Here is a 23,705-nt window from a genome sequence, read left to right as displayed (position 1 = left end):
TACGGCAACCCGCCCGGCAACTTCTGCATAACGAGCTCAGGCCGGCGGGGCGCCCGCGGGCGTCGATTCGACCGGGATCGACGAGGGCGCGGACGGCGTGGTCGTACCCGCCTTCTTGCCCTTGTCGGCCTCCCTGACCCATTTCTTCAGATTGTCGGGGGTGATGTTCTCGGCGCCCTTCTTCGGGAAGACCGACTGACCGTTGAGCAGCACGGTCGGTGTCCCGGAGAAGCCACCCGTCCGGAACGCCTCCGCGGACTTGTTCACCCAGTCGTCGTGCTTGCCGTCGTCCACGCACTCCCGGAAGCCGGGCGCGGACTCCAGCCCGTCGACCTTGCCCGCCAGCTCCAGCAGATGGCTGTTCTTGGCGAAGGCGTCGTCGGTCTCCGCCGGCTGGTTCTGGTAGAGCACATCGTGGTACGGGGCGAACTTGCCGGCGTCCTGCGCGCACGCCGCCGCGTTGGCCGCGCGCAGCGAGCCCGAACCCCCCATGTTGCCGTCGATGATCGTAGCGAGGTGGTACTCGACCTTGAGCTCCCCCGCCTTCTCCAGCTCCTGGATCGTGCTCCTGAAGCCGTTCTCGAACTGGGCACAGGCCGGGCAGCGGAAGTCCTCCCACACCGTGAGCGTGGACGGCGCGTCCGTCGCTCCCACGGGGATCGCCAGATCGTCCTTGCCCGTCAGCCCCGACGGAGCGCTGACCGGGCCCCCCGCGCTGTCGGCCTTGTCCTTGCCGGCCTGCGCGACGACCAGCCCGGCCACCGCGACGAGACCGAGGACCCCGACCACCGCCGCCGAGACGACCAGGGTCCGCCGGCGCTTCTCCCGCGTCCTGTCCGCCGCACGTTCCTGCTGGAGCCGCTCTCTCGCGCTCCGCTTTTCCTCACGGTTCTTCTCGCTCACGCCCACAGCAACGAACCGGGGAGGCGCCTACGCACCTCCCCGGTCCCAGGTCCACCCATACGGGTGAGATCACCCGTCAGCGCTTGCGAACGCCCTCGGCCAGCTCGGCCGCGAGGGCGCGCACCGCGGCCAGCCCCGCCACCTCGTCCTCCGCGTCCAGCATCCGCTTCACGAACGCGGACCCGACGATCACACCGTCCGCGAATCCGGCGACCTCGGCCGCCTGCTCCGCGTTGGACACCCCGAGCCCGACACAGACCGGCAGCCCGGTCGTGGCGCGCGTACGCCCCACCAGGTTCCTGGCCTCCAGGCCCACCGAGGCACGCGTACCGGTGACGCCCATCAGCGACGCCGCGTACACGAAGCCGCTGCCCACCGCCGTGATCTCCGCCAGCCGCTCGTCCTTACTGCTCGGAGCCACCACGAACACGGTCGCCAGCCCGTGCTTCTCGGCGTGCTGACGCCACAGCGCGGACTCCTGCACGGGCAGATCCGGCAGAATGCACCCGGCGCCGCCCGCCTCGGCCAGCTCGGCGGTGAACCGCTCGACCCCGTACCGGTCGATCGGGTTCCAGTACGTCATCACGAGCACCGGCTTGCCGGTCGCCTCGTACGCCTCGCGGACCGTCCGCATCACATCCGCGATCTTCACACCGCCCCGCAGCGCGATGTCGTCGGCGGTCTGGATGACGGGCCCGTCGAGCACGGGGTCGCTGTGCGGCAGCCCCACCTCGACCACGTCCGCGCCACCGTCGAAGACGGCCTTCACGGCCTCGATCCCGCCGTCCACGGTCGGGAACCCGGCGGGGAGATAGGCGATCAGCGCGGCCCGGTCCTCGGCCTTCGCCGCCGCGAGCGTGTCACTCAGCAGCTGGATGTTGCCGCTCACTTGGTGCCCTCCCCGTCGTACAGCCCGAAGTAGCGGGCGGCCGTGTCCATGTCCTTGTCGCCGCGCCCGGACAGGTTGACGATGATCAGCCCGTCCTCGCCCAGCTCCCGCCCCACCTCCAGCGCACCGGCCAGCGCGTGCGCGCTCTCGATCGCCGGAATGATGCCCTCCGTACGCGACAGCAGCAGCAGCGCCCGCATCGCGTCGTCGTCGGTCACCGCCCGGTACTCCCCGCGCCCGCTGTCCTTGAGATACGCGTGCTCGGGCCCGATGCCCGGATAGTCGAGACCGGCCGAGATCGAGTACGGCTCGGTGATCTGGCCCTCCTCGTCCTGGAGGACGTAGGACCGCGACCCGTGCAGGATGCCGGGCTCGCCCGCGGTCAGGGTGGCGGCGTGCTCCCCGCTCTCGATCCCGTGCCCGGCCGGCTCACAGCCCACCAGCCGCACACCGGCGTCGGGGATGAACGCGTGGAAGAGCCCGATCGCGTTGGACCCGCCCCCCACACACGCCACGGCGGCATCGGGGAGCCGCCCGGCCCGCTCCAGGATCTGCCGCCGTGCCTCGACACCGATGACCCGGTGGAAGTCGCGCACCATCGCGGGGAAGGGGTGCGGTCCCGCGACCGTCCCGAACAGATAGTGCGTACGGTCCACATTGGCGACCCAGTCGCGGAACGCCTCGTTGATGGCGTCCTTCAGCGTCCGGCTGCCGGACTTCACGGGCACGACCTCGGCACCGAGCATCCGCATCCGGGCCACGTTCAGGGCCTGGCGCTCGGTGTCGATCTCGCCCATGTAGATGGTGCATTCGAGCCCGAACAGCGCACAGGCGGTCGCGGTCGCGACCCCGTGCTGTCCGGCCCCGGTCTCGGCGATGACGCGGGTCTTGCCCATCCGCTTCGTCAGCAGCGCCTGCCCCAGTACATTGTTGATCTTGTGGGAGCCAGTGTGGTTCAGGTCTTCCCGCTTGAGGAACACACGAGCGCCACCGGCATGCTCGGCGAACCGCGGGACGTCGGTCAGCGCGCTGGGCCGGCCGGTGTAGTGGACCAGGAGGTCTTCCAGCTCGGCGGCGAAGGCGGGATCGCCCTTGGCCTTCTCGTACTCGACGGCGACCTCGTCGACGGCGGCGACGAGTGCCTCGGGAATGAACTTGCCGCCGAAGGCGCCGAAGTACCCTTCGGCGCTCGGGACATGACCGTCAGGGTCAGGAACGAAAAAATCGGACACGCGAGAACTCCTCGGAAGCAACGGGTCGGGACATCACCGTGTGCGTCATGAGCGAGGCACCCCCGGCACCCGGCAACGGATGCGAGGGGACGGGCCGCGGGGGCCGGTTTCCGGACGTGAAGCGTCGCGGCTCACGCGAAGCGCGGTGCCCACACGGCGGAGCCGCGTATGGACATCGCGCGGTCCGGGAACCGGTCACGCGGGCACGGCACCGTACGCACAGCGCACAGTCACCACGCCCTCGGCCCGGCCACGCCTAACGCGCGGCCCCGCGCCATCGCATCCCGTTGACCTGACCCGGCTCATCGCCGATCACGTACCGCACCCGCCGCCCGTGCACCCGCCGCGCCGGAGCGCGGCACCCGCGCGGCCGGCACCCACGCGCCAGCGGCGCGTGCGGCACACACGCGAACGCCGCGGCAGAACGCGAACCGAGCCCGGCACCGGACACGCTCGGCACGAGCCCGCGCACACGCACGGCAACGGAGGTCGCGGACACGGCGAGTTCAGTCCCTCCCGTGGCGCAGCGCCGGATGCGCGCCCGCCGCCACCAGATCGGCCACCGCCGACTTCGGGTCCCGGCCCGTCACCAGCGACTCGCCGACAAGCACCGCGTCGGCCCCGGCGTTCGCGTACGCGATCAGGTCGTGCGGCCCGCGCACCCCCGACTCGGCGATCTTCACGATCCCGGCCGGGATCTCCGGAGCGACCCGCTCGAACGTGCTCCGGTCGACCTTCAGCGTCTTCAGATCGCGCGCGTTGACACCGATGATCTTCGCCCCGGCGTCCACGGCCCGCTCGACCTCGTCCTCGTCGTGCACCTCGACGAGCGGCGTGAGCCCGATCGACTCGGCGCGCTCGATCAGCGAGACCAGGGCCGGCTGCTCCAGCGCGGAGACGATCAGCAGCACCAGATCGGCGCCGTACGCCCGCGCCTCCCACAGCTGGTACGAGGTGACGATGAAGTCCTTGCGCAGGACCGGGATGTCGACCCGGGCGCGTACGGCCTCCAGGTCGGCCAGCGAGCCGCCGAAGCGCCGCTGCTCGGTCAGTACGGAGATGACGGCGGCGCCGCCCGCCTCGTAGTCGGCGGCGAGCGCCGCGGGGTCGGCGATCGCGGCGAGCGCGCCCTTCGAGGGGCTGGAGCGCTTGACCTCGCAGATCACATGCACGCCTTCGCCGCGCAGCGCGGCCAGCGCGTCCTTGGCCTGGGGCGCCTTCGCCGCGCGCTCCTTGAGCTCGTCAAGGCCCACGCGCGCCTGCCGCTCTGCGAGGTCGGCGCGTACGCCTTCGATGATCTCGTCGAGCACACTCACGCGAGCGGCCCCCTTCCGGGACTGGGTTCGAATCAAGCTCGGTCACCGATCAGATCGGCAACGGGATCAGGATCAGCCATATCGATGCTAGCCGGAACTGGCCGAAGGACCCGCATCCGGTGGGCCGAGCATGACACCGCCGTGACCATCATGGCGCGAGCGACGAGCCGAAGGGCAAGTTTCTGACGACGCTGAAGGCCAGGATCACCCCGCCGAGGGCCCACCACCAGACGGGCCGCGGGGTGAGGGCCACGGGGAGCGCCTTCCGGGCACGTACGAGCCACACCACCCACAGGACGGCGAAGACCGGGTAGCCGACGGTCGCGAGGGCGTTGTCGCCGAAGGCCGTGATCCAGTCGCCGTGCGCGACGGCGTGGGCGCTGCGCAGCCCGCCGCAGCCGAAGCAGAGGACGCCGGTCAGGCCGTACAGCGGGCAGACCGGGTAGTGGCCGGTTTCGTTCGGGTCGACGAGCCCGACGTAGGTGAAGGCGGCGGCCACTCCGGCCAGGGTGGCGAGTGGCGGCAGCAGCCGACGCGCCATCGACGGCGGCCGGGCGGCGGCCACCGGGGAAGCCATCGGAGGGGCCGGTGGCGGGACCGCCGGACGGGCCGACTGGTCGGGCGCGGGCACAGGCAGGGCGTCATCCACCCGGTGATTGTCCCCGTTCGTACGGCGAAGACGCAGCCCGGCCCGGCCGGACTGCGTCCCGGTACGTCTCGGTCCGCGCGGAATCACCGCGCGCGGGGACCGGTACGCGCGGAATACGCGCGGAAAAGGAGCGCGGTGCTCCGACCGGTCCGTCCCGTCAGACGGTCTGCGTCTGGGCCTGCGCCTGGCCCTGGGCCTCCGGGCGGACCCGCGTCTCGGCGGCAGCGGCGTTCTCGAGCTGCTGCCGCACCGCCGCGGCCCGCGCCTCCGCCATCGCCGCCGACTCCTTCGGCATGCCCAGGCCCGCGGCCTTCATCGCCAGGCCGACGACGCCACCGAGCAGGACCACGCCGATACCGGCCCAGAACCCGGGCTGATTGGCCGCCACCATGAAGACTCCCGAGATGCAGAAGCCGATGAAGGAGATGGTGACGCCGGTCCAGGCGGCCGGGGTGTGTCCGTGGCTGGTGCCCGCCATGAGTTGCTCCTCGTTGCTGTTGCGCTGTGTGAGTCGGACGCTCACGCACATTGTCCCGCATGCGGTACCCGTACAGGCCCGTGGGGTCCGTCGGTGTGAGTCAGCTCTCGCCTGTGAGTCAGCTCTCGCGCGTGGGGTCCTCGCCCCGGTCCAGGGCCTTCCACAGGTCCTCGGGGCGGTCGGGGTCCACCGCGGGCGCCGTGCGGGCCGTACGCCCGCGCCCGCCGGAGCCTCCGCCGGGCCCGCCCGCGCCCGTGGGAGCGCCCGGCCGCTCGTAGCGGCCCGACATCCCCGGCCAGCGCCGCCCGTACAGCAGGGCCAGCGCCCCCGCGAGCAGGATCAGTACACCGCCGGCGGTCGTCACGTACGGCCACACGGTATGGGTCAGGGCGTCGACGGTGGCGGCGCTGTCGCCGGTGGTCCTGGCGGCCTTCTCGTCGAGGGCCGTGCTGTCCGAGGCGCCGAGGAACGCGGCGACGGCCGCGCCCGCGCCGCTCAGCGCGAGCAGCGCCGCGACGAGGAGACGGCCCGCGCCGCGTACGGCGAAGACGGCGACGAGCGCCGCGAGGCCGACGATGCCGAGGGCGGCCGGAACGCCGGTGACATCCCGGCCGTCGGCATCGAGCGGCACGGAACCACCGCCGACGGCCGCGATGCCCTCGGCCCAGGTCTGGCCGGAGGCGATCAGTGCGACGGCGGCGCCTGCGGCGCCGAGCAGCAGCGCCGCGGCGAGCGCGCCACGGCCCCCGCCGCCGCCGCTCCTGGCGGTGGCCGCGGGTCCTGCGGTACGGGGCTGGGGTACGGGTACGGCACTCACGCACCCCACTATCCCCTACGGCTCCATCCGCCCGGCCGCCCGGGGGTTGGAGGCCGCGCGGGCAGGCGGGGCGGCCTCCCATCCCCGGGCGGCCTCTTACCCGGCGTTCAGCCGGTTCGCCGTGTGGATGGCGCGGAGCACCGCGGCGGCCTTGTTACGGCACTCCATGTCCTCCGAGACCGGGTCGGAGTCGGCGACGACACCCGCTCCCGCCTGCACATAGGCCGTGCCGTCGCGCAGCAGGGCGGTGCGGATGGCGATGGCGGTGTCGGAGTCCCCCGCGAAGTCGAGATAGCCCACGCAGCCGCCGTACAGCCCGCGCCGGGTGGGCTCCAGCTCGTCGATGATCTGCATGGCGCGCGGCTTGGGGGCCCCGGAGAGGGTGCCCGCGGGGAAACAGGCCGTCAGTACGTCGAACGCGCGGCGCCCTTCCGCGACCCGTCCGGTCACCGTCGACACGATGTGCATGACGTGTGAGTAGCGCTCGACGGACATGAAGTCGACCACCTCGACGGTGCCGGGCTCGCAGACCCGGCCGAGGTCGTTGCGGCCGAGGTCCACGAGCATCAGATGCTCGGCGCGCTCCTTGGGGTCGGCGAGCAGTTCGTCGGCGAGGGCCTGGTCCTCCCGCGGCGTGGCGCCGCGCGGCCGGGTGCCCGCGATGGGGTGGACCATCGCCCGGCCGTCCTCGACCTTGACCAGTGCCTCCGGGCTGGAGCCCACGACGTCGAAGCCGTCGAAGCGGAAGAGGTACATGTACGGCGACGGGTTGGTGGCCCGGAGGACCCGGTAGACGTCCAGCGCGCTCGCGGTGACGGGGGTCTCGAAGCGCTGGGAGGGGACGACCTGGAAGGCCTCGCCCTCCCTGATGCGTTCCTTGATGTCCTCGACCACGGCCTGGTAGTCGGGGCCGCCCCAGAGCGCGGTGTACTCGGGCAGTTCGGAGGCGGGCAGCGCGGTGGGCGCGGACCGTACCGGCTCGGTGAGATCGGCGGCCATGGCGTCGAGCCGGGCGACGGCGTCCGCGTACGCCTCGTCCACACCGGTGTCGCGGTCGTTGTGGTTGATGGCGTTGGCGATCAGCAGGACGGTGCCGTCCCAGTGGTCGAGCACGGCGAGGTCCGAGGTGAGCAGCATGGTCAGCTCGGGGATCCGCAGATCGTCGCGGCCGTGCTCGCCGATCCGCTCCAGCCGCCGGACGATGTCGTAGCCGAGGTAGCCGACCATGCCGCCGGTGAAGGGCGGCATGCCGGAGGAGAGGTCGCGGGGGGTGTGCAGGGCCTCCACCGTGGCGCCCAGGGCCGCCAGCGGGTCCCCGTCGAGGGGGACGCCGACGGGCGGGGTGCCGAGCCAGTGGGTGACGCCGTCGCGCTCGGTGAGCGTGGCGGCCGACCGTACCCCGATGAAGGAGTAGCGGGACCAGGAGCGGCCGTTCTCCGCGGACTCCAGCAGGAACGTGCCGGGGCGCTCGGCGGCGAGCTTGCGGTACAGGCCGACCGGAGTGTCGCCGTCCGCGAGGAGGCGCCGGCTGACGGGGATGACGCGGCGGTCCACCGCCAGCTTGCGGAAGGTCTCGAGGTCCATGGCGGCTGACCCTACTCGTTGGACGGGAGGCGGTGGGCGCGGACGGTGGAACGTCCGCTCCGTACGGTGACCCCCGTACGGAGCCTTCCGTACGGGGGCCGGCGATCGTTTCCGTACGGTACGGCTTCGGTCGCGGCCGGGACGTCAGCGGCCGAGCGGCAGGACGTCGGCGTCGAAGCAGGTCCGCGCGCCGGTGTGGCAGGCGGCGCCCACCTGGTCGACCTGGACCAGGACGGTGTCGGCGTCGCAGTCCAGGGCGACGGACTTGACGTGCTGGACATGGCCCGAGGTGTCGCCCTTGACCCAGTACTCCCGCCGGCTGCGCGACCAGTAGGTGCAGCGGCCGGTGGTCAGCGTGCGGTGCAGCGCCTCGTCGTCCATCCACCCGAGCATCAGCACCTCGCCGGTGTCGTACTGCTGGGCGATGGCGGGTACGAGGCCGTCGGCGCTGCGCTTGAGCCGGTCGGCGATGGCGGGGTCGAGTCCGCCGGCCGGGGCCGCGGGTGGGGGCGTGCTGGTCATACGGCCATTGTGCCGCGCCCGCGTGGCGGGCGACCGGGACGTCCACTGGGCGGACGGGACCGGGCCGCCGTACGCTTACCGGTATGTCGACCCATGCGAAGCGTGAACGACTTCTGCTCGCCGACCTGTTGGAGGCGGTGGGCCCCGACGCGCCCACCCTCTGCGAAGGCTGGCTGACCCGCGATCTGGCGGCCCATGTCGTGGTCCGCGAGCGCCGCCCCGACGCGGCGGGCGGAACGGTACTGCCGGTGCTCAGGAACCGGCTCGAACGGGTGCGGGCGGAGTATCTCGCCAAGCCGTACGAGGAGCTGATCCAGCTGATCCGTACCGGCCCGCCCCGGATGTCCCCGTTCGGCGTCAAGCAGATCGACGAGGCCGCGAACACCGTCGAGTTCTACGTCCACGCGGAGGACGTACGGCGGGCGCAGCCGGACTGGGCGCCCCGGGAGCTGGACAGCGTCTTCGCGAACGCGCTGTGGTCGCGGCTGGAGAAGGGCGGCCGGTTGATGGGACGGAAGTCCCCGGTCGGCCTGGTGCTGCGCCGCCCGGACGGCCAGACGGCCGTCGCCCACCGCGGCACCCCGGTGGTGACGGTCACGGGCGAGCCGGGTGAGCTGCTGCTCTTCGCGTTCGGCCGGCAGGCGGCGGCGAACGTGGAGCTGGACGGCGACAAGGACGCGATCGGGCGGCTCCAGCAGGCGAGCCTCGGTATCTAGCCGGGTACGTCCGGGCCCCGCCCGGGGTCTCGGCCCCGGGCTTCCACAGGGCTCCGAGGATCAGGACGCGGGCAGTTCGGCGCGGCGGAGGGCCTTGAAGCAGAGGCCGAGCAGGCCCCCCGTGCCGCACACCGCCGCGCTGACGACGAAGACCGGGCCCGTGCCCCACAGGCCGGTCGCCGCGCCGGTGACCGGGTAGCAGAGCGGCGCGACGCCGAGTGTGAAGAGTGTCGCCACGGAAGTGACCCGGCCCATGTAGGCCGGGTCGGCCGCCGTCTGGAGCAGGGCTCCGGTCAGCGCGCCGCTCAGCCCCGCCAGCAGCCCGATGGAGACACCGGCGAGGACGGCCAGGGCGAGCGAGGGCGCGTACGCGAGTCCCGCGATGGCGACGGCTCCGCCGCACAGGACGACGGACAGTGTGAGTCCGGCGCGCGGTATCCGTCCGCGCACGGTGAGCAGCAGCGAGCTGGCGCCCGCGCCGGTGCCGAAGGCCGCGACGATCCACCCCATGCCGTCGGCGCCCCAGCCGCGCTCCTGGACGAGCAGGGTGAGTCCGATGTTGAGCGGGCCGACGAAGCCCAGTTCACCGATGGCGATGACCAGCATCAGCGGGGCGAGCACGCGATGGCGGCGGATGTGGCGCAGCCCGTCCCGCAGTTCGCCCCACGCGGTACCAGCCTCCGCGGTGCCGCCCTCCGCGGTGCCGCCCTCCCCGGTACCGGCTTCCGCGCCGTCCGCAGGGGCCTTCGCCGGTCCCGGTGCCATCCGTACGGCGAGCAGCAGCGGGAGGGAGAGCGCGAACAGCGCCCCGGCGACGGCGAAGGCCGTGGCCGAGCCGCCGAGCGCCACCGCGAGCCCGCCGAGCGGCGCCCCGGCGACATTGGCGATACGGGCCGCGAGTCCGCGCATGCCCTGGACACGCGCCAGTTGGGCGGGCGCGGTGATCCGGGGCGGCAGGGCACCGACGGCGGGCAGGAAGAGCGCGTCCACGGTTCCGAAGAGGAGCGCGACCGTGATCAGCAGCCAGAGGGCGGGGCTGGTGAACAGCAGCGCCACCGCGATGCCCAGGATGAGGACACAGCGCGCGGCATCGCTGCCGATGACGACCAGGCGTGGCCCGAACCGGTCGGCGAGCACGCCCCCGCCGAGCATCAGCACGGCGCGCGGAACGGCACCGAGGGCGAGTACGACACCGGCCTGCGCGGGACTGCCGGTGCGGATCGCGGCCCAGGACAGCGCCATGTAGTAGACGCTGTCGCCGACCATCGAGGCGGTGTAGGCGGCGAGCCAGCGCAGGACGTTGGGGTCGCGGTGAGCGGGTCGCTCCGGGGCCGGGGTGGCGGACGTGGGGAGGGCGGTGGCGCTCATGAGGGCGTGATCCTCTCGGGGCCGGGGTGATGCCATGCCATGGACCGACGGGCCCGCCGGGCCCGCCTCGGGGCGCGGGAGTACGGGAGTACGGGAGTTCCGTATCTCAGGAGTGGAACGGGAATCCGTACAGGTGCAGCGCGACGTTCTCGCGCCCCTCGGTGTCTCCCGCGTCCGCGGCGGCCCGCCCGGCGGCCTCGTACCTCTTGACCAGCCGGTGCAGTTCCTCGCTGAACGCGGCCAGTTCGGCGGCGGTGAGCGGGGCCAGGTACTCACTGCTGAAGGAAGCGGAACGCCATTCGACGCCCCAGGCGCCCTGGGTGTCGAGATAGCCGCGGTAGAGATCGGAGCGCTGCTCGAACGACATCCGTCCTACCGCGGCATGCGTGGCGGCCTTCTCCGGCGCGTCCCGGAAGTCCGCGTCATGGAAGCTCAGTCCCTGCGAGGCCGGCTGCCACCATCGCTCCCGTCCGTCGCTCCCCTGCGGTTCCGCCTCCTCGATCAGTCCGTGATCGGCGAGTTTGCGCAGGTGGTAACTGACCAGTGACACGGCCTCGTCCACTTGGTCGGCGAGCTGCGAGGCGGTGGCCGTGCGCGCGATGTAGAGCGCCCGGTAGAGCTTCATGCGCAGCGGATGACCGAACGCCTTGAGCGTGTCGAGGTCCGTGATTCTGCGGGGTTCCGTGTCCGACATACCTCCAGGCTAGACAGGAAAGAAAAGTTGCGCAATATAAACTGCGCAATAAACCTTGCGGAGTCGGGAGTGCGCCCATGGGCCCATGGACCTGCGGACCCGTGGGCCTGGGGCCTGTGGGCCTGCGGACCCGTGGGCTTGTGGGCTTGTGGGCTTGTGGGCTTGTGGGCCGGTGGATCAGCCGTGGTGCGGGCAGTTCCCGCGGTACTCCGCGATGGCCGGGCCCGGCTCGGGCAGCGGGCAGAGGAACTGCTCGTAGCGGGTGTCGTTGTCGATGAATCGCTTCAGCCAGGAGACGCTGTACTTCGCGAGGGTGGTGTTCGCGGTGTTCGGCGCGTTGTGAGTGGCTCCCTTCAGTTCCAGATACGCCTTGTCGAGCGAGCCCGGCAACGAGGTGTAGAACGGCTCCGCGTGCGAGGCGACGGGCGCGACGGTGTCGCCGTCCGCCCCGACCACCAGGGTGGGGGTACGCACTTCGGGCCAGGTCTTGTCCAGGTTCCAGGCGGTCAGCGGGACGGCCGCCTTCAGCGAGGTACGGGTCTTGGCGGCCTCCAGCGCGCCGCCGCCGCCCATCGAGTGGCCCATGACGCCCAGCCGCGCGCGGTCGATCCGGCCGCTGACGGCCGAACTCCCCGTCAGATAGTCCAGCGCGGCCAGGAGTTGGCCGCCCCGGCTCGCGGGCTGGTCGAGGACGGTGACGGTGTCGATGGTGAAGACGACGAAGCCCTGGGAGGCGATCCGGGGGCCGAGCCAGGCGAGGCTCGACTGTGTGCCGGTGAAGCCGGGCACGACCGCCACGGCGCCGAAGGTGCCGTCCGCGGTGGACGTCGGGTAGTAGACCGTGCCGCCGCCGAACCCGCTGACGGCGCCCCGCGCGACGGTGGTCTGGGAGACGGCGTACGGACCGCGTGCGGCCTCGATGGACGCCACGGTCGGGGCCGGGCCGCGCTCGTACGGATTGTCCGCGGCCTCGGCGAGGCCGCCCGCGTGGGCGCCGGACGCGGGGACCAGGGCGGCGACCAGAGCGGCGGTCGCGAGCGCGCCCGCCCATAAACGCGGGGAGCGGGAGGCCGGGGAGTGGGACGCCGGAGGGCGGGAGCGCGGGGAGTCGGAGGCCGGGGAATCGGAGGCGGCGGGGCGTGGTGGGGAGTACGGGTGCACGGCGGGTGCCTCTCGGTCGTGACGGGGCCACACCGGAAGCCGCCTGAAGCCGCCGCAAACCGTCGGATGCCGCCGGGCGCACCGGAGTGGAACCGCGATGATGACTGGCGATTCCACTGTCGCGGCGCAACCGGCGGATGAGCACCGGCGAGTTCACCGGTCTTCACCAGTTCTCGCCGGTTCTCACCGAACCCGACCGCTCTTCACGAACGGAGGCGGACCGCCCGCATCCGCACCGAGGTCACCCCCCGGTCCACGCGCCGGTCCCACCCCGGTCCCACCCCGGTCCGCGCCTCCGTCAAAGCACCGGATCAACGCACCGGATCAGCGCACCGGATGACCCGCCTCGCGCAGCGCGCCCTTGACCTCCGAGATCCGCAGATCACCGAAGTGGAAGACGGAGGCGGCCAGCACGGCGTCGGCGCCCGCGTCGATGGCCGGCGCGAAGTCCGCGAGCCTGCCCGCGCCTCCGGACGCGATGACCGGCACCGTGACGTGCCGACGTACGGCCGCGATCAGCTCCGTGTCGTAGCCGTCCTTCGTACCGTCCGCGTCCATCGAGTTGAGCAGGATCTCCCCCGCGCCCAACTCGGCCGCGCGGTGCGCCCATTCGACGGCGTCGATGCCGGTGCCCTTGCGTCCGCCGTGCGTCGTCACCTCGAAGGACCCGGACGGTGTGCGCCGCGCGTCGACCGACAGCATCAGCACCTGGCGCCCGAAGCGTTCGGCGATCTCCCGTATGAGGTCGGGGCGCGCGATGGCCGCGGTGTTGACGCCGACCTTGTCCGCGCCCGCCCGCAGCAGCTTGTCGACGTCCTCGGGGGTGCGTACGCCGCCGCCGACCGTGAGCGGGATGAAGACCTGCTCGGCGGTGCGGCGCACCACGTCGTACGTCGTCTCGCGGTCGCCCGAGGAGGCGGTGATGTCGAGGAACGTCAGCTCGTCGGCGCCCTCGGCGTCGTACAGCTTGGCCATCTCGACCGGGTCGCCCGCGTCCCGCAGGTTCTGGAAGTTGATGCCCTTCACCACCCGGCCGTTGTCCACGTCCAGGCAGGGAATGACCCGTACGGCGAGCGTCATCCGGCACCACCCCGGGTGTCGGACCGGTACGCCTCGATCTCGACCTCCACGACCAGACTCGGGTCGATGAAGCCGGACACGACGATCATCGACGCGGCCGGGCGCACGGCGTCGAACAGCTCCTTGTGAGCGCGGCCCACGTCATCGGCGTCCCGTACATGGGTGATGTACATACGGGTGCGCACCACATGCTCCGCGCCGAGCCCCAGCTCCTCCAGCGCCTTGACGGCGACCCCGAAGGCGGCCCTGGCCTGCTCGTACGGGCCGCCCGCCGAGATCCTGCCGTCGACCATCGCCGTACATCCGGCCACCAGGACAAGGCCGTTGGGGAGTTCCACCGCGCGGGAGTAGCCGATGGACTCCTCCCACGGACCGCCGGACGTGATCTTCCGTACCTCTCCGGCGCGTGCGCCGTCGCGTACGTCGTCGCTCATCCGGACACCGCCGCCAGCGCCTCTTCCAGGGTGAACGCCTTCGCGTACAGCGCCTTGCCGACGATCGCGCCCTCAACGCCCTCGGGCACCAGGGTGGCGAGCGCGTGCAGATCGGCCAGCGAGGAGACCCCGCCGGAGGCGACGACCGGCTTGTCGGTGGCGGCGCAGACGTTCTTGAGCAGCTCCAGGTTGGGGCCCTGGAGCGTGCCGTCCTTGGCGATGTCGGTGACGACGTAACGGGCGCAGCCCTCGGAGTCCAGCCGGGCCAGCGTCTCGTAGAGATCACCGCCGTCACGGGTCCAGCCGCGCCCGCGCAGCGTCGTGCCGCGTACGTCGAGGCCGACCGCGATCCGGTCGCCGTGCTCGGCGATGATCCTGGCGACCCACTCGGGGGTCTCCAGCGCGGCCGTACCGAGGTTGACACGGGTGCAGCCGGTGGCGAGAGCCGCGGCGAGCGAGGCGTCGTCGCGGATTCCGCCGGACAGTTCGACCTTGATGTCCATGGCCTCGGCGACCTCGGCGACCAGCGCGCGGTTGTCACCGGTGCCGAACGCCGCGTCGAGGTCGACCAGATGGAGCCACTCGGCGCCCGAGCGCTGCCAGGCGAGGGCGGCTTCGAGCGGGGAGCCGTACGACGTCTCCGTACCGGACTCGCCGTGGACCAGCCGGACGGCCTGGCCGTCACGGACGTCGACGGCGGGCAGGAGTTCGAGCTTCGGCACAGAGGGCCCCGTGGGCACAGATGACATCAGAGGGTTCCGATCCAGTTGGTCAGCAGCTGGGCGCCGGCATCGCCGGACTTCTCGGGGTGGAACTGGGTGGCACACAGGGCCCCGTTCTCCACGGCGGCGACGAACGGCTCGCCGTGGGTGGCCCAGGTGACCTCGGGGGCGCGGATCTTGGGGTTGGTGACCTCGAGGCCCCACTCGTGCACGGCGTAGGAGTGCACGAAGTAGAAGCGGGCCTCCGGGTCGAGCCCGGCGAACAGCCGGCTGCCCTCCGGTGCCTCGACGGTGTTCCACCCCATGTGCGGGACGACGGGGGCCTTGAGCGGCGCGACCGTACCGGGCCACTCGTCGAGGCCCTCGGTCTCCACGCCGTGCTCGATACCGCGCTCGAAGAGGATCTGCATCCCGACGCAGATCCCCATGACGGGCCGGCCACCGGCGAGCCTGCGGCCGATGATCCACTCGCCGCGGGCGGCGGTGAGCCCCTTCATGCACGCGGAGAACGCGCCGACGCCCGGGACGAGCAGCCCGTCGGCGTTCATGGCGCGGTCGAAGTCGCGGGTGATCTCGACATCGGCGCCGGCCCTGGCCAGGGCGCGCTCCGCGGACCGGACATTGCCGAATCCGTAGTCGAAGACGACGACACTCTTGCTCATTCCCAGATCCCTTGGATACGCAGGACTCCGGCGACCAGACACAGCACGGAGCAGATGCCCAGCAGCACGATCACGCCTTTGGGCAGCTTCTGCTTGTGGAACGAGTACACACCGCCGGCGAGGAAGAGTCCCACGACGATCAGAATGGTCGACAAACCGGTCACAGCGCGCCCTTGGTCGAAGGAAGAATGCCCACGGCTCGCGGGTCGCGCTCGGAGGCGTACCGGAGAGCGCGGGCCAGGGCCTTGAACTGGCACTCCACGATGTGGTGCGCGTTGCGCCCGTACGGGACGTGCACGTGCAGCGCGATCTGCGCCTGGGCGACGAACGACTCCAGGATGTGCCGGGTCATGGTCGTGTCGTACTCGCCGATCATCGGCGCCATGTTCTCGGGCTCGGTGTGCACGAGGTACGGCCGTCCCGACAGGTCCACCGTCACCTGGGCCAGCGACTCGTCCAGCGGGACCGTGCAGTTCCCGAAGCGGTAGATCCCGACCTTGTCGCCGAGGGCCTGCTTGAAGGCGGCGCCGAGGGCCAGCGCGGTGTCCTCGATGGTGTGGTGCGAGTCGATGTGCAGATCGCCCTCGGTCTTCACCGTGAGGTCGAACAGGCCGTGCCGGCCCAGCTGGTCGAGCATGTGGTCGTAGAAGCCGACCCCGGTCGACACATCGACCTTGCCGCTGCCGTCGAGATCGATCTCGACGACGACGGAGGTCTCCTTCGTACTGCGTTCCACGCGGCCGATGCGGCTCATGCGCGCTGCTCCTTCTTGAGGTCACGTACCGCGTCGAGGAACGCGTCGTTCTCGGACGGGGTGCCCGCGGTGACCCGCAGCCAGCCCGGTACGCCGTTGTCACGGATGAGGACCCCCCGGTCGAGGATCCGCTGCCAGGCCGTGTGGGAGTCCTCGAAGCGGCCGAACTGGACGAAGTTCGCGTCCGACTCGGTGACCTCGTAACCGATCGCCCGCAACTCCCCCACCAGCCGGTCCCGCTCGGCCTTGAGCGTCTCGACGTACCCGAGCAGCGTATCGGTGTGCTCCAGCGCGGCGAGCGCGGTGGCCTGTGTGACGGCGGAGAGGTGGTACGGCAGGCGCACCAGCTGGACGGCGTCGACCACGGCGGGGTGCGCGGCGAGATAGCCGAGACGCAGCCCGGCCGCCCCGAACGCCTTGGACATCGTGCGGGACACGACGAGCCGCGGCCGGCCCTCGATGAGGGGCAGCAGGGAGTCGCGGTGGCTGAACTCGACGTACGCCTCGTCGACCACGACCAGGGAGGGCCTGGCGGCCTGGGCGGCGTCGTGGAGCGCGAGGACGGTCCCGGCGTCGACCGCCGTGCCCGTCGGGTTGTTGGGCGAGGTGATGAAGACGACATCGGGGCGGTGCTCGGCGATGGCCTTCTCCGCCGCCTCCACATCGATGGTGAAGTCCTCGCGGCGCGGTCCCGAGAGCCAGCCGGTGCCGGTGCCGCGGGCGATCAGACCGTGCATCGAGTACGAGGGCTCGAAGCCGATCGCCGTACGGCCGGGGCCGCCGAAGGTCTGCAACAGCTGCTGGATGACCTCGTTGGAGCCGTTGGCGGCCCACACGTTCGCGGCGGTCAGCGGGTGCTTCCCGGTGCGGGTCAGATACCGGGCCAGCTCGGTGCGCAGCTCGACCGCGTCCCGGTCGGGGTAGCGGTTGAGGCTCCGGGCGGCCTCGCGGACGCGCTCGGCGATCCGCTCGACCAGCGGCTCGGGCAGCGGGTACGGGTTCTCGTTGGTGTTCAGCTGTACGGGGACGTCCAGCTGGGGCGCGCCGTAGGGGGACTTGCCGCGCAGCTCGTCCCGTACGGGCAGCTCGTCGAATTCACGACTACCGAACGTCACTTTCCGGGCACCTTCCACGCGAACCTCGCCTTCAGCGCCGCGCCGTGCGCGGGCAGGTCCTCGGCCTCCGCGAGGGTCACCACGTGGTGGGCGACCTCGGCGAGCGCCTCCTCGCTGTAGTCCACGATGTGGATACCGCGCAGGAAGGACTGGACGGAGAGCCCCGAGGAGTGGCAGGCGCAACCGCCGGTCGGCAGTACGTGGTTGGAGCCCGCGCAGTAGTCGCCGAGCGAGACCGGGGCGTACGGGCCGACGAAGATCGCGCCCGCGTTGCGGACCCGCGCGGCCAGCGCGGCGGCGTCGGCGGTCTGGATCTCCAGGTGCTCGGCGCCGTACGCGTCGACGACCCGCAGGCCGTCCTCGACGGAGTCGACGAGCACGATCGCGGACTGCCGGCCGGAGAGCGCGGGGACCACCCGGTCCTCGATGTGCTTGGTCGCGGCGATCTGCGGCTCCAGCTCCTTCTCGACCGCCTCGGCCAGTTCGGCGGAGTCGGTGACCAGGACGGCGGCGGCCAGCGGGTCGTGCTCGGCCTGGCTGATCAGGTCGGCCGCGACATGGACGGGGTCGGCGGTCGCGTCCGCGAGGACCGCGATCTCGGTCGGGCCCGCCTCGGCGTCGATGCCGATCCGGCCGGTGAAGTAGCGCTTGGCGGCGGCGACCCAGATATTGCCGGGGCCCGTGACCATGTTGGCGGGCGCGCAGCCGTCGGGGCCCGGGGTGCCGTACGCGAACATCGCGACGGCCGAGGCGCCACCGGCCGCGTACACCTCGTCGATCCCGAGCAGCGCGCAGGCGGCCAGGATCGTCGGGTGCGGCAGACCGCCGGCGGCGTCTCCCGGGTAACGGGGCTTCTGCGCGGGAGAGGCGAGGGCGATCGACTCGACGCCCGCCTCCTGGGCCGGCACCACGTTCATGATCACCGACGACGGGTAGACGGACCGGCCGCCGGGCGCGTAGAGCCCCACCCGCCCGACCGGCACCCACTTCTCGGTGACCGTGCCGCCGGGCACGACCTGAGTGGTGTGCGAGGAGCGCCGCTGCGCGCGGTGGACCAGCCTGGCGCGCCGGATCGACTCCTCCAGCGCGGCCCGTACGGCCGGATCGAGCGCTTCCAGGGCGTCGGCAAGGGCCTGCGCGGGCACCCGGACCCGCTCCAGGGCCACTCCGTCGAACTTCTCCGCGGCATCGATCAGCGCCGCCGTACCCCTATGGCGCACGTCCTCGCAGAGCGGCCGCACCTTCTCCAGGGCGGCTTCCACGTCGAACTCGGCTCGGGGCAGCAGGTCACGCAGGTCTCCACCCTCGGGGAGGGTGTCGCCGCGCAGATCGATTCGTGAGATCACGGGGTCAATTCTCGCAGACCGCCTCAGGCCGCCGGTCGCGCGTATCACTGGCTGATACACGCCATGTTCACTCCGGGTCACCATTAGCGTTCAGCACGTCACTCAGCGGGAACAACGCATGTACGACCACCTTTCATCAGTCGCACGGACCGTCCGTCATCACTTGTACGGACCATCTGTACGCACAGGGGAAGCGGAGGCGCGGCAGTGACCGAGCCGCAGAACGACGAATCTCCCGACTGGCTCAGCGCGGCGGAACTCGGCATGTGGCAGTCGTTCCGCAACGGCAGCACCTACGACCTGAGCACGTCGGACGCATTACTGAACGACCCCTTCGCGCCGCGTCCCTGGGGCACGGACCGCAGTGTCCGCGCCAGGGTCATCGCGTTGCTGCTGCTCAACGGCCCCGCCGCGCTGCCGGGCCGGGTCGCCGCGCTCAAGCTCCGCGGGGTGCAGATCACCGGCACGCTCAACCTCGCGGGCGGCACGATCGCCCCGTACGTCGAGCTGAATCACTGCCGTTTCGAGAACGAGGTGGTGCTGCCCGAGTCGCGTTTCACGACCCTGAGGATGGTGGGCTGTGCCATCCCCCGGCTGGAGGCCGCCCGCCTCCAGACCGAGGGAGATCTCCATCTGCCGCGCTGCCGGGTCGAGCGGGGCATCAGGCTGACCGACGCGCAGATCGGCACGGATCTGCTGATCAGCCAGATCGATGTACGTCCCGACCGGCTGGGCCGGGCGATCACGGCGGACGGAATGTCCGTCGCCCAGGACCTCCAGGCCGATCAGATCGAGACATATGGCGAGGTCAGTCTGCGCGGCGCCAAGATCGGGGTGTCGCTGAGCCTGCGGGGCAGCCGGCTGCGGGCCGCGGAGGAGCGGCGGGCGTTCAACGCCCCGCAGCTGACGGTGGAGCGGTCGCTGTACATGACGGGCGCGTGGGTGAGCACGGAGACCGGCGACCCCGGTATGACACCCCCGCACGGCGTCGGCAGCGTCGCCACACCGCTCCTGGGCACGCGGTTGCAGCGCTTCGAGTGCCGGGGCGGGGTCCGGCTCGACGACGGCCGCTTCGGCGACGCCGTCGACATGGACCAGGCGCGGTTCTATCTCGGCCCCACGGAGGAGTTGTCGCTGCGCCGGATCAGCACCCCCGAGCTGCGCTTCAAGTGCGAGCGGCTGGAGGACGGCAGAGTCGTCCTGAACGGCGCGAAGATCGTCACACTGGTCGACATGTCGACCAGCTGGCCGGGACCCGGCGGGCTCGCCATGGGCGGTTTCGTCTACGAGAATCTCGTCCCGTTCGGCCACTTCCCGCTGATCAGACGGCTGGAGTGGGTGGCGGCGGCGACCCCGGAGTACTCCCCCGAGCCGTACGAGCGGCTGGCCCAGGTCCTGCGCAACACCGGCGAGGACGCGGACGCGCGGGAGGTCCTCCTCGCCAAACAGCGCCGTCGCCGGGAGACACTGCCGCTCGCGGCGAAGCTCTGGGGCTACCTCCAGGACTGGACGGTGGCCTACGGCTACCGGCCGGGCCGGGCGGCGCTGTGGATGGCGGTGCTGTGGGGAGCGAGTACGGTCGCCTTCGCCCGCCACGCCCCGGAGGCGATCAAGGGCGACGGACACCCGGTGTGGAATCCGGCGCTGTTCACCCTGGATCTGCTGATCCCGGTGATCAACCTCGGCCAGGACGGGTACTGGCTGCTGAAGGGCGGCTGGCAGTGGGCGGCGGCGGTGCTGATCATGCTGGGCTGGATCCTGGCGACGACGGTGGCGGCGGGAGCGTCGCGGCTCCTGCGGCGGGGCTAGGGTCTGTCCGCCGCCGCGGGACAGCACCAAAAAGACAGCACCAAAAAAGACAGCACCGGAAGGACGGCACCCGGGATGTAACGGCATCCCGGGCTTTCTTTACCTCGCCTTGACTATGGGCGCTACAACCTTTTCGCCCGATACGAAAGCTTCACAGCTGCCCCCTGGCGCGTCCGCGACCTGCGGTTTTCAATGGTCCGCACCATGTCATTGCTCCGCGCCCTGATCAGCACCGCGCGTATGGTCCGGCACACCCCGCAGCTCGCCGCCGGGCTGCCGCCGGACGACGCGGTGCTGCTCGACGCCCCCGACGAGCGGCTCGCACCCGCGCTCGTCGCCGCCGCGCTCGGCGAGTACGAGCCCGCGGCGAAGCTGCTCGCGACGACGCGCGAGGCCGCCGAATGGGAGAACCGCGACCGCTATGTGGTGCGGCTGGCCGCGTTCGCGTACGGCCGGGACGGCTGGCTCACCGCCTGGCTGCGCGCCGCGCCCCGGGACCCCGACGCGCTGCTCGTCCGGGCGGAGCTGGCCATCCGCAGGGCCTGGGAGTCACCGGCCCGCGCCGAGCGGCTCCGGGAGACGGGCCCGATGATCGACGCGGCGGCCGACGGCGATCCACGCGATCCGGTGCCCTGGCGGGTCGCGCTGGACCACGCACGCGGTACGCACGCCACCCACACCGCGTTCGAGTCGCTGTGGGAGCAGGCCGTGCGCCGTGCCTCGCACCACTACGGCTGTCATGTCGCGGCCCTCCAGTACCTCTCGGCCGAGTGGTACGGCTCGCACCGCGAGTGCTTCGACTTCGCCGAACAGGCGGCGCACGACGCCCTGCCCGGCTCCCTGGTCCGCGCGCTGCCCGTGCGCGCCGCCTTCACGCTGCTGCTGAGCGGCGAGCCCACCTCCGTACAGGCGGACCGGATCGACGCGGCGGCCGATCTCGCGATCGCGGTGTCCGCCCGGTACGAGGCGGGCGACCCGTGGCCGGCCGAAGTACGCAACCTGCTGGCGTACGTGCTGGTGGAGCGGGGGCGCTGGGAGGAGGCACTGGAGCAGTTCCGGCTGATCGGCTCGTACGCGACCTCCTTCCCGTGGACCTCGTTCACCGACGATCCGCTGGGGCATTTCCTCGAATCGCGGCACGCCGTGAGGATCCAAGTGGCCTCGGCGATGCCTTTGCGGAGCAGGACAGAACGGAGAGGGCCCCGCGGCCACTACGCTTGACCGTTGTGACCACCGCACGCCTCCCTCTCTTCCCGCTGAACGCGGTGCTGTTCCCGGGCCTCGTCCTGCCTCTGAACGTCTTCGAGGAGCGCTACCGCGCGATGATGCGCGAGTTGCTCAAGACCGATGAGTCCGAGCCGCGCCGCTTCGCCGTGGTCGCCATCCGCGACGGACACGAAATCGCGCCGACAGCACCCGGAATGCCGGACGGAACCGCCCTGACCGACCGCGGGCCCGACGCCGGCTTCGGCCCCGAACCCCTGAAATCCTTCCATCCGGTGGGCTGTGTCGCGGACGCGGCGACGATCCGCGAACGCCCCGACGGCAGCTTCGAGGTGGTGGCCACCGGCACCACCCGGGTCCGGCTGCTCTCCGTCGACGCGAGCGGCCCGTATCTGACGGCCGAGCTCGAAGAGCTCCCCGAGCGGACGGGCGACGGCGCGGGCACGCTCGCCGAGGGCGTGCTGCGCGCGTTCCGGAACTACCAGAAGCGGCTGGCCGGGGCGCGTGAGCGCTCGCTCTCCGGCGACGAACTGCCCGACGACCCGTCGGTCGTGTCCTATCTGGTCGCCGCCGCCGCCGTGCTCGACACCCCGGCCAAGCAGCGCCTGCTGGAGGCCCCGGACATCGCGGCCCGGCTGCGCGAGGAGCTGAAGCTCCTGCGGGCCGAGACGGCGGTGATCCGCCATCTCCCCTCGCTGCCCGCCGTGACGCTGACGCACACACCGCCCAGCCCCAACTGACACGCCTCAACTCACCCAGGGAAGAACCGTCTTGGCGAAGAAGTCCAAGAAGCAGCAGTCCGGAGGCACCCCGGCGACGGTCGCCCTGACGGCCGCGGGCACGCCGTACACCCTGCACGCGTACGAGCACGACCCCGCGTCGCCCTCGTACGGCGAGGAGGCGGCCGAGGCCCTCGGGGTCTCTCCCGGCCGGGTCTTCAAGACCCTGGTCGCGGACGTCGACGGCGAACTGACCGTGGCCGTGGTGCCGGTGGCCGGTTCGCTCGATCTGAAGGCCCTCGCGGCGGCCGTCGGCGGCAAACGCGCCGCGATGGCGGACCCTGTGACCGCGGAACGTACGACAGGTTATGTACGCGGTGGGATCTCACCACTGGGACAGCGCAAGCGGCTACGCACCGTAGTGGACGCCTCGGCGACGGCCCACGCGACGATCTGTGTCTCGGCGGGCCGCCGGGGCCTGGAGGTCGAGCTGTCCCCGGCGGATCTGGCGGCGCTCACCTCGGCCGTCATGGCGCCCATCGGCCGGAGCTGAGACTCCGGAGCTGAGACTCCGGAGCTGAGACCAGGGCGTGTCCGTAAAGTATCGCCGTCCGCCCGCAGGGCGGGGTTCGCGGCGTCCGGTGCACTACGTTCGCTGCGCTCTCTCCGTCTCGGCGCCTGTTTCCTCCTTCGGATGCCGAGCGGCGATCGCACGGCGGAGGATCGTCCTCGTACTGGACGTACTCGGACGACTCCGACAACGCCGCGAGCGTGCGTGCCGGGCGTCGCGGGCCAGGCGAGACTTTACGGACACGGCCTAGGGCCTGTCCGGCGTCGCGTCCTCCGGCGCCGGGCCGTACGGCGACGGGCCCCAGTCGTCCCACCTCGGCTCCGGATCACGCGGACCGAACAGCGCCGTCAGGGCCAGATGGACCACCATCGCCGCGATCGGCCACGCCAGCAGCGCGCCCTTGGCGTTCAGTTGCAGCGGCGCGGCGAACGTGACGCCCTGGCCGACCGCCCTGGCATGCGCCACCACGTCGGCCTCGGGGCCGAACCAGACGCCCACCCGCCAGGCGACCACCGCGCCCAGCAGCCCGCCCAGCGCCAGGCCCGCCACCAGCGCGATACCGCCGCGCCTGCGGAAGAGGAAGACCAGCACCGCGCTGACCGCCCCGAAGGCGAGCGCCAGCAGCAGGAACGTCCCGTCCGCCGCGATCGCCTCCTCGCCCTCGGTGTCCTTCAGGAAGACCGCCGTCTCGTCCGAGATCAAGGGCGTACGCGGCGCGAGCCAGAGCCACAGCAGCCCGAGCGCCAGACCGAGGACCGCGACCGCCACCATCACCACGACGGCCTGGCGCACTTCGGTCTTCATATCGGGCCCCTTCTCCGCTTCGGCCCCGTAAAAGGGCGATTCCCCGGCCGGCGGTGTCTGCCAGGGATCGTCGTGCGGCGGTTGGTGGGGCGGCGTCAAGGGTGCGGTCACAGTGCCATCGTGCCAGTCCTGGCCA

Annotated in this window: 27 protein-coding genes; 5 read left to right on the top strand and 22 right to left on the bottom strand. The window is 71.7% G+C overall.

Features of this window, described 5'->3' with window-relative positions; translation table 11 throughout:
• Positions 1–36: 36 nt before the first annotated feature.
• The 10 genes from ACIOGX_RS09650 to hisI form a co-directional block, all read right to left on the bottom strand.
• A complete protein-coding gene (locus ACIOGX_RS09650; RefSeq protein ID WP_401763181.1) occupies positions 37–903 on the bottom strand; it encodes a DsbA family protein in 867 nt (288 codons plus the stop codon).
• A 76-nt stretch (positions 904–979) separates the two neighbouring features.
• Positions 980–1,792, bottom strand: coding sequence for a tryptophan synthase subunit alpha (gene trpA / locus ACIOGX_RS09645; RefSeq protein WP_356507312.1), 813 nt, complete (start codon positions 1,790–1,792; stop codon positions 980–982).
• On the bottom strand, positions 1,789–3,024 hold the full coding sequence (trpB, locus tag ACIOGX_RS09640; RefSeq protein ID WP_356507311.1) for a tryptophan synthase subunit beta: 1,236 nt from the start codon (positions 3,022–3,024) through the stop codon (positions 1,789–1,791). Before trpB ends, trpA begins: the two co-directional genes overlap by 4 nt.
• Before the next feature lie 256 nt (positions 3,025–3,280).
• The gene (gene trpM, locus ACIOGX_RS09635; protein ID WP_356507529.1) at positions 3,281–3,475 is read right to left on the bottom strand and encodes a tryptophan biosynthesis modulator TrpM; all 195 of its coding nucleotides are present in this window, start codon (positions 3,473–3,475) and stop codon (positions 3,281–3,283) included.
• A gap of 55 nt (positions 3,476–3,530) precedes the next feature.
• Positions 3,531–4,340, bottom strand: a complete 810-nt coding sequence (trpC, locus tag ACIOGX_RS09630) for an indole-3-glycerol phosphate synthase TrpC (RefSeq protein WP_129769432.1) — start codon at positions 4,338–4,340, stop codon at positions 3,531–3,533.
• Between the two features lie 148 nt (positions 4,341–4,488).
• On the bottom strand, positions 4,489–4,989 hold the full coding sequence (locus ACIOGX_RS09625) for a DUF2752 domain-containing protein (RefSeq protein WP_401911664.1): 501 nt from the start codon (positions 4,987–4,989) through the stop codon (positions 4,489–4,491).
• Positions 4,990–5,146: 157 nt separating this feature from the next.
• Positions 5,147–5,467, bottom strand: a complete 321-nt coding sequence (locus tag ACIOGX_RS09620; RefSeq protein WP_401763567.1) for an HGxxPAAW family protein — start codon at positions 5,465–5,467, stop codon at positions 5,147–5,149.
• Between the two features lie 118 nt (positions 5,468–5,585).
• Positions 5,586–6,284 carry a TIGR02234 family membrane protein gene (locus ACIOGX_RS09615; protein ID WP_401911661.1) on the bottom strand — a complete coding sequence of 233 codons (699 nt, stop codon included), beginning with the start codon at positions 6,282–6,284 and terminating at the stop codon, positions 5,586–5,588.
• A gap of 96 nt (positions 6,285–6,380) precedes the next feature.
• Complete coding sequence (locus ACIOGX_RS09610) at positions 6,381–7,868, bottom strand: anthranilate synthase component I (RefSeq protein WP_401911658.1); 1,488 nt, start codon at positions 7,866–7,868, stop codon at positions 6,381–6,383.
• Positions 7,869–8,012: 144 nt separating this feature from the next.
• Entirely contained in the window at positions 8,013–8,390 is a 378-nt protein-coding gene (gene hisI / locus ACIOGX_RS09605) for a phosphoribosyl-AMP cyclohydrolase (protein ID WP_356507306.1), read from the bottom strand.
• A gap of 83 nt (positions 8,391–8,473) precedes the next feature.
• On the opposite strand from hisI, the gene ACIOGX_RS09600 reads away from it, so the two are divergent.
• A complete protein-coding gene (locus ACIOGX_RS09600) occupies positions 8,474–9,106 on the top strand; it encodes a TIGR03085 family metal-binding protein (protein WP_356507304.1) in 633 nt (210 codons plus the stop codon).
• 60 nt (positions 9,107–9,166) lie between these two features.
• On the opposite strand, the gene ACIOGX_RS09595 is transcribed toward ACIOGX_RS09600, so the two are convergent.
• The 11 genes from ACIOGX_RS09595 to hisD form a co-directional block, all read right to left on the bottom strand.
• Positions 9,167–10,474 (bottom strand): MFS transporter, encoded by a 1,308-nt coding sequence (locus ACIOGX_RS09595; protein ID WP_401911655.1) that lies wholly within the window; start codon positions 10,472–10,474, stop codon positions 9,167–9,169.
• A gap of 106 nt (positions 10,475–10,580) precedes the next feature.
• Positions 10,581–11,168, bottom strand: a complete 588-nt coding sequence (locus ACIOGX_RS09590) for an ArsR/SmtB family transcription factor (protein WP_401911652.1) — start codon at positions 11,166–11,168, stop codon at positions 10,581–10,583.
• 177 nt (positions 11,169–11,345) lie between these two features.
• Entirely contained in the window at positions 11,346–12,329 is a 984-nt protein-coding gene (locus tag ACIOGX_RS09585) for an alpha/beta hydrolase (protein WP_356507298.1), read from the bottom strand.
• A 324-nt stretch (positions 12,330–12,653) separates the two neighbouring features.
• Positions 12,654–13,409: an imidazole glycerol phosphate synthase subunit HisF gene (gene hisF / locus ACIOGX_RS09580; protein ID WP_356507296.1), complete on the bottom strand. Its 756-nt coding sequence runs from the start codon at positions 13,407–13,409 to the stop codon at positions 12,654–12,656.
• Positions 13,406–13,843, bottom strand: a complete 438-nt coding sequence (locus ACIOGX_RS09575) for a RidA family protein (RefSeq protein WP_356507294.1) — start codon at positions 13,841–13,843, stop codon at positions 13,406–13,408. Before ACIOGX_RS09575 ends, hisF begins: the two co-directional genes overlap by 4 nt.
• Positions 13,840–14,565, bottom strand: a complete 726-nt coding sequence (gene priA / locus ACIOGX_RS09570; RefSeq protein WP_356507525.1) for a bifunctional 1-(5-phosphoribosyl)-5-((5-phosphoribosylamino)methylideneamino)imidazole-4-carboxamide isomerase/phosphoribosylanthranilate isomerase PriA — start codon at positions 14,563–14,565, stop codon at positions 13,840–13,842. Before priA ends, ACIOGX_RS09575 begins: the two co-directional genes overlap by 4 nt.
• 26 nt (positions 14,566–14,591) lie before the next feature.
• Positions 14,592–15,227 carry an imidazole glycerol phosphate synthase subunit HisH gene (gene hisH, locus ACIOGX_RS09565; RefSeq protein WP_356507292.1) on the bottom strand — a complete coding sequence of 212 codons (636 nt, stop codon included), beginning with the start codon at positions 15,225–15,227 and terminating at the stop codon, positions 14,592–14,594.
• Positions 15,224–15,391, bottom strand: a complete 168-nt coding sequence (locus ACIOGX_RS09560) for a hypothetical protein (RefSeq protein WP_356507290.1) — start codon at positions 15,389–15,391, stop codon at positions 15,224–15,226. The genes hisH and ACIOGX_RS09560 overlap by 4 nt, the downstream gene beginning before the upstream one ends.
• Positions 15,388–15,981 (bottom strand): imidazoleglycerol-phosphate dehydratase HisB, encoded by a 594-nt coding sequence (gene hisB / locus ACIOGX_RS09555; RefSeq protein WP_030353542.1) that lies wholly within the window; start codon positions 15,979–15,981, stop codon positions 15,388–15,390. The genes ACIOGX_RS09560 and hisB overlap by 4 nt, the downstream gene beginning before the upstream one ends.
• The gene (locus ACIOGX_RS09550) at positions 15,978–17,096 is read right to left on the bottom strand and encodes a histidinol-phosphate transaminase (protein WP_384766306.1); all 1,119 of its coding nucleotides are present in this window, start codon (positions 17,094–17,096) and stop codon (positions 15,978–15,980) included. Before ACIOGX_RS09550 ends, hisB begins: the two co-directional genes overlap by 4 nt.
• Entirely contained in the window at positions 17,093–18,442 is a 1,350-nt protein-coding gene (hisD, locus tag ACIOGX_RS09545) for a histidinol dehydrogenase (RefSeq protein ID WP_401911645.1), read from the bottom strand. Before hisD ends, ACIOGX_RS09550 begins: the two co-directional genes overlap by 4 nt.
• Positions 18,443–18,649: 207 nt before the next feature.
• On the opposite strand from hisD, the gene ACIOGX_RS09540 reads away from it, so the two are divergent.
• The 4 genes from ACIOGX_RS09540 to ybaK all read left to right on the top strand — a co-directional run bounded on the left by ACIOGX_RS09540 (position 18,650) and on the right by ybaK (position 22,747).
• Positions 18,650–20,251 (top strand): oxidoreductase, encoded by a 1,602-nt coding sequence (locus tag ACIOGX_RS09540; protein WP_356507285.1) that lies wholly within the window; start codon positions 18,650–18,652, stop codon positions 20,249–20,251.
• A 192-nt stretch (positions 20,252–20,443) separates the two neighbouring features.
• Positions 20,444–21,472, top strand: a complete 1,029-nt coding sequence (locus ACIOGX_RS09535; RefSeq protein ID WP_356507284.1) for a hypothetical protein — start codon at positions 20,444–20,446, stop codon at positions 21,470–21,472.
• A gap of 5 nt (positions 21,473–21,477) precedes the next feature.
• Positions 21,478–22,215, top strand: coding sequence for an LON peptidase substrate-binding domain-containing protein (locus ACIOGX_RS09530; protein ID WP_129766824.1), 738 nt, complete (start codon positions 21,478–21,480; stop codon positions 22,213–22,215).
• 31 nt (positions 22,216–22,246) lie between these two features.
• A complete protein-coding gene (gene ybaK, locus ACIOGX_RS09525) occupies positions 22,247–22,747 on the top strand; it encodes a Cys-tRNA(Pro) deacylase (protein WP_383967259.1) in 501 nt (166 codons plus the stop codon).
• 264 nt (positions 22,748–23,011) lie between these two features.
• Here ybaK and ACIOGX_RS09520 read toward each other — a convergent pair whose 3' ends face one another.
• Positions 23,012–23,680: a DUF2567 domain-containing protein gene (locus ACIOGX_RS09520; protein ID WP_129766826.1), complete on the bottom strand. Its 669-nt coding sequence runs from the start codon at positions 23,678–23,680 to the stop codon at positions 23,012–23,014.
• Positions 23,681–23,705: the final 25 nt, after the last annotated feature.

The sequence above is a fragment of the Streptomyces sp. NPDC088147 genome (genome assembly GCF_044741565.1).
Lineage (GTDB): Bacteria > Actinomycetota > Actinomycetes > Streptomycetales > Streptomycetaceae > Streptomyces.
This window is presented reverse-complemented; position numbering and strand designations above follow the sequence as displayed.

Excerpts from the sequence above, each read along its gene's own strand:
- ACIOGX_RS09620 (WP_401763567.1), bottom strand. The coding sequence starts at position 5,467 with ATGGCGGGCACCAGCCACGGACACACCCCGGCCGCCTGGACCGGCGTC.
- ACIOGX_RS09610 (WP_401911658.1), bottom strand. The coding sequence starts at position 7,868 with ATGGACCTCGAGACCTTCCGCAAGCTGGCGGTGGACCGCCGCGTCATC.
- hisI (WP_356507306.1), bottom strand. The coding sequence starts at position 8,390 with ATGACCAGCACGCCCCCACCCGCGGCCCCGGCCGGCGGACTCGACCCC.
- ACIOGX_RS09600 (WP_356507304.1), top strand. The coding sequence starts at position 8,474 with ATGTCGACCCATGCGAAGCGTGAACGACTTCTGCTCGCCGACCTGTTG.
- ACIOGX_RS09595 (WP_401911655.1), bottom strand. The coding sequence starts at position 10,474 with ATGAGCGCCACCGCCCTCCCCACGTCCGCCACCCCGGCCCCGGAGCGA.
- ACIOGX_RS09590 (WP_401911652.1), bottom strand. The coding sequence starts at position 11,168 with ATGTCGGACACGGAACCCCGCAGAATCACGGACCTCGACACGCTCAAG.
- hisF (WP_356507296.1), bottom strand. The coding sequence starts at position 13,409 with ATGACGCTCGCCGTACGGGTCATTCCCTGCCTGGACGTGGACAACGGC.
- ACIOGX_RS09575 (WP_356507294.1), bottom strand. The coding sequence starts at position 13,843 with ATGAGCGACGACGTACGCGACGGCGCACGCGCCGGAGAGGTACGGAAG.
- hisH (WP_356507292.1), bottom strand. The coding sequence starts at position 15,227 with ATGAGCAAGAGTGTCGTCGTCTTCGACTACGGATTCGGCAATGTCCGG.
- hisB (WP_030353542.1), bottom strand. The coding sequence starts at position 15,981 with ATGAGCCGCATCGGCCGCGTGGAACGCAGTACGAAGGAGACCTCCGTC.
- ACIOGX_RS09535 (WP_356507284.1), top strand. The coding sequence starts at position 20,444 with ATGGTCCGCACCATGTCATTGCTCCGCGCCCTGATCAGCACCGCGCGT.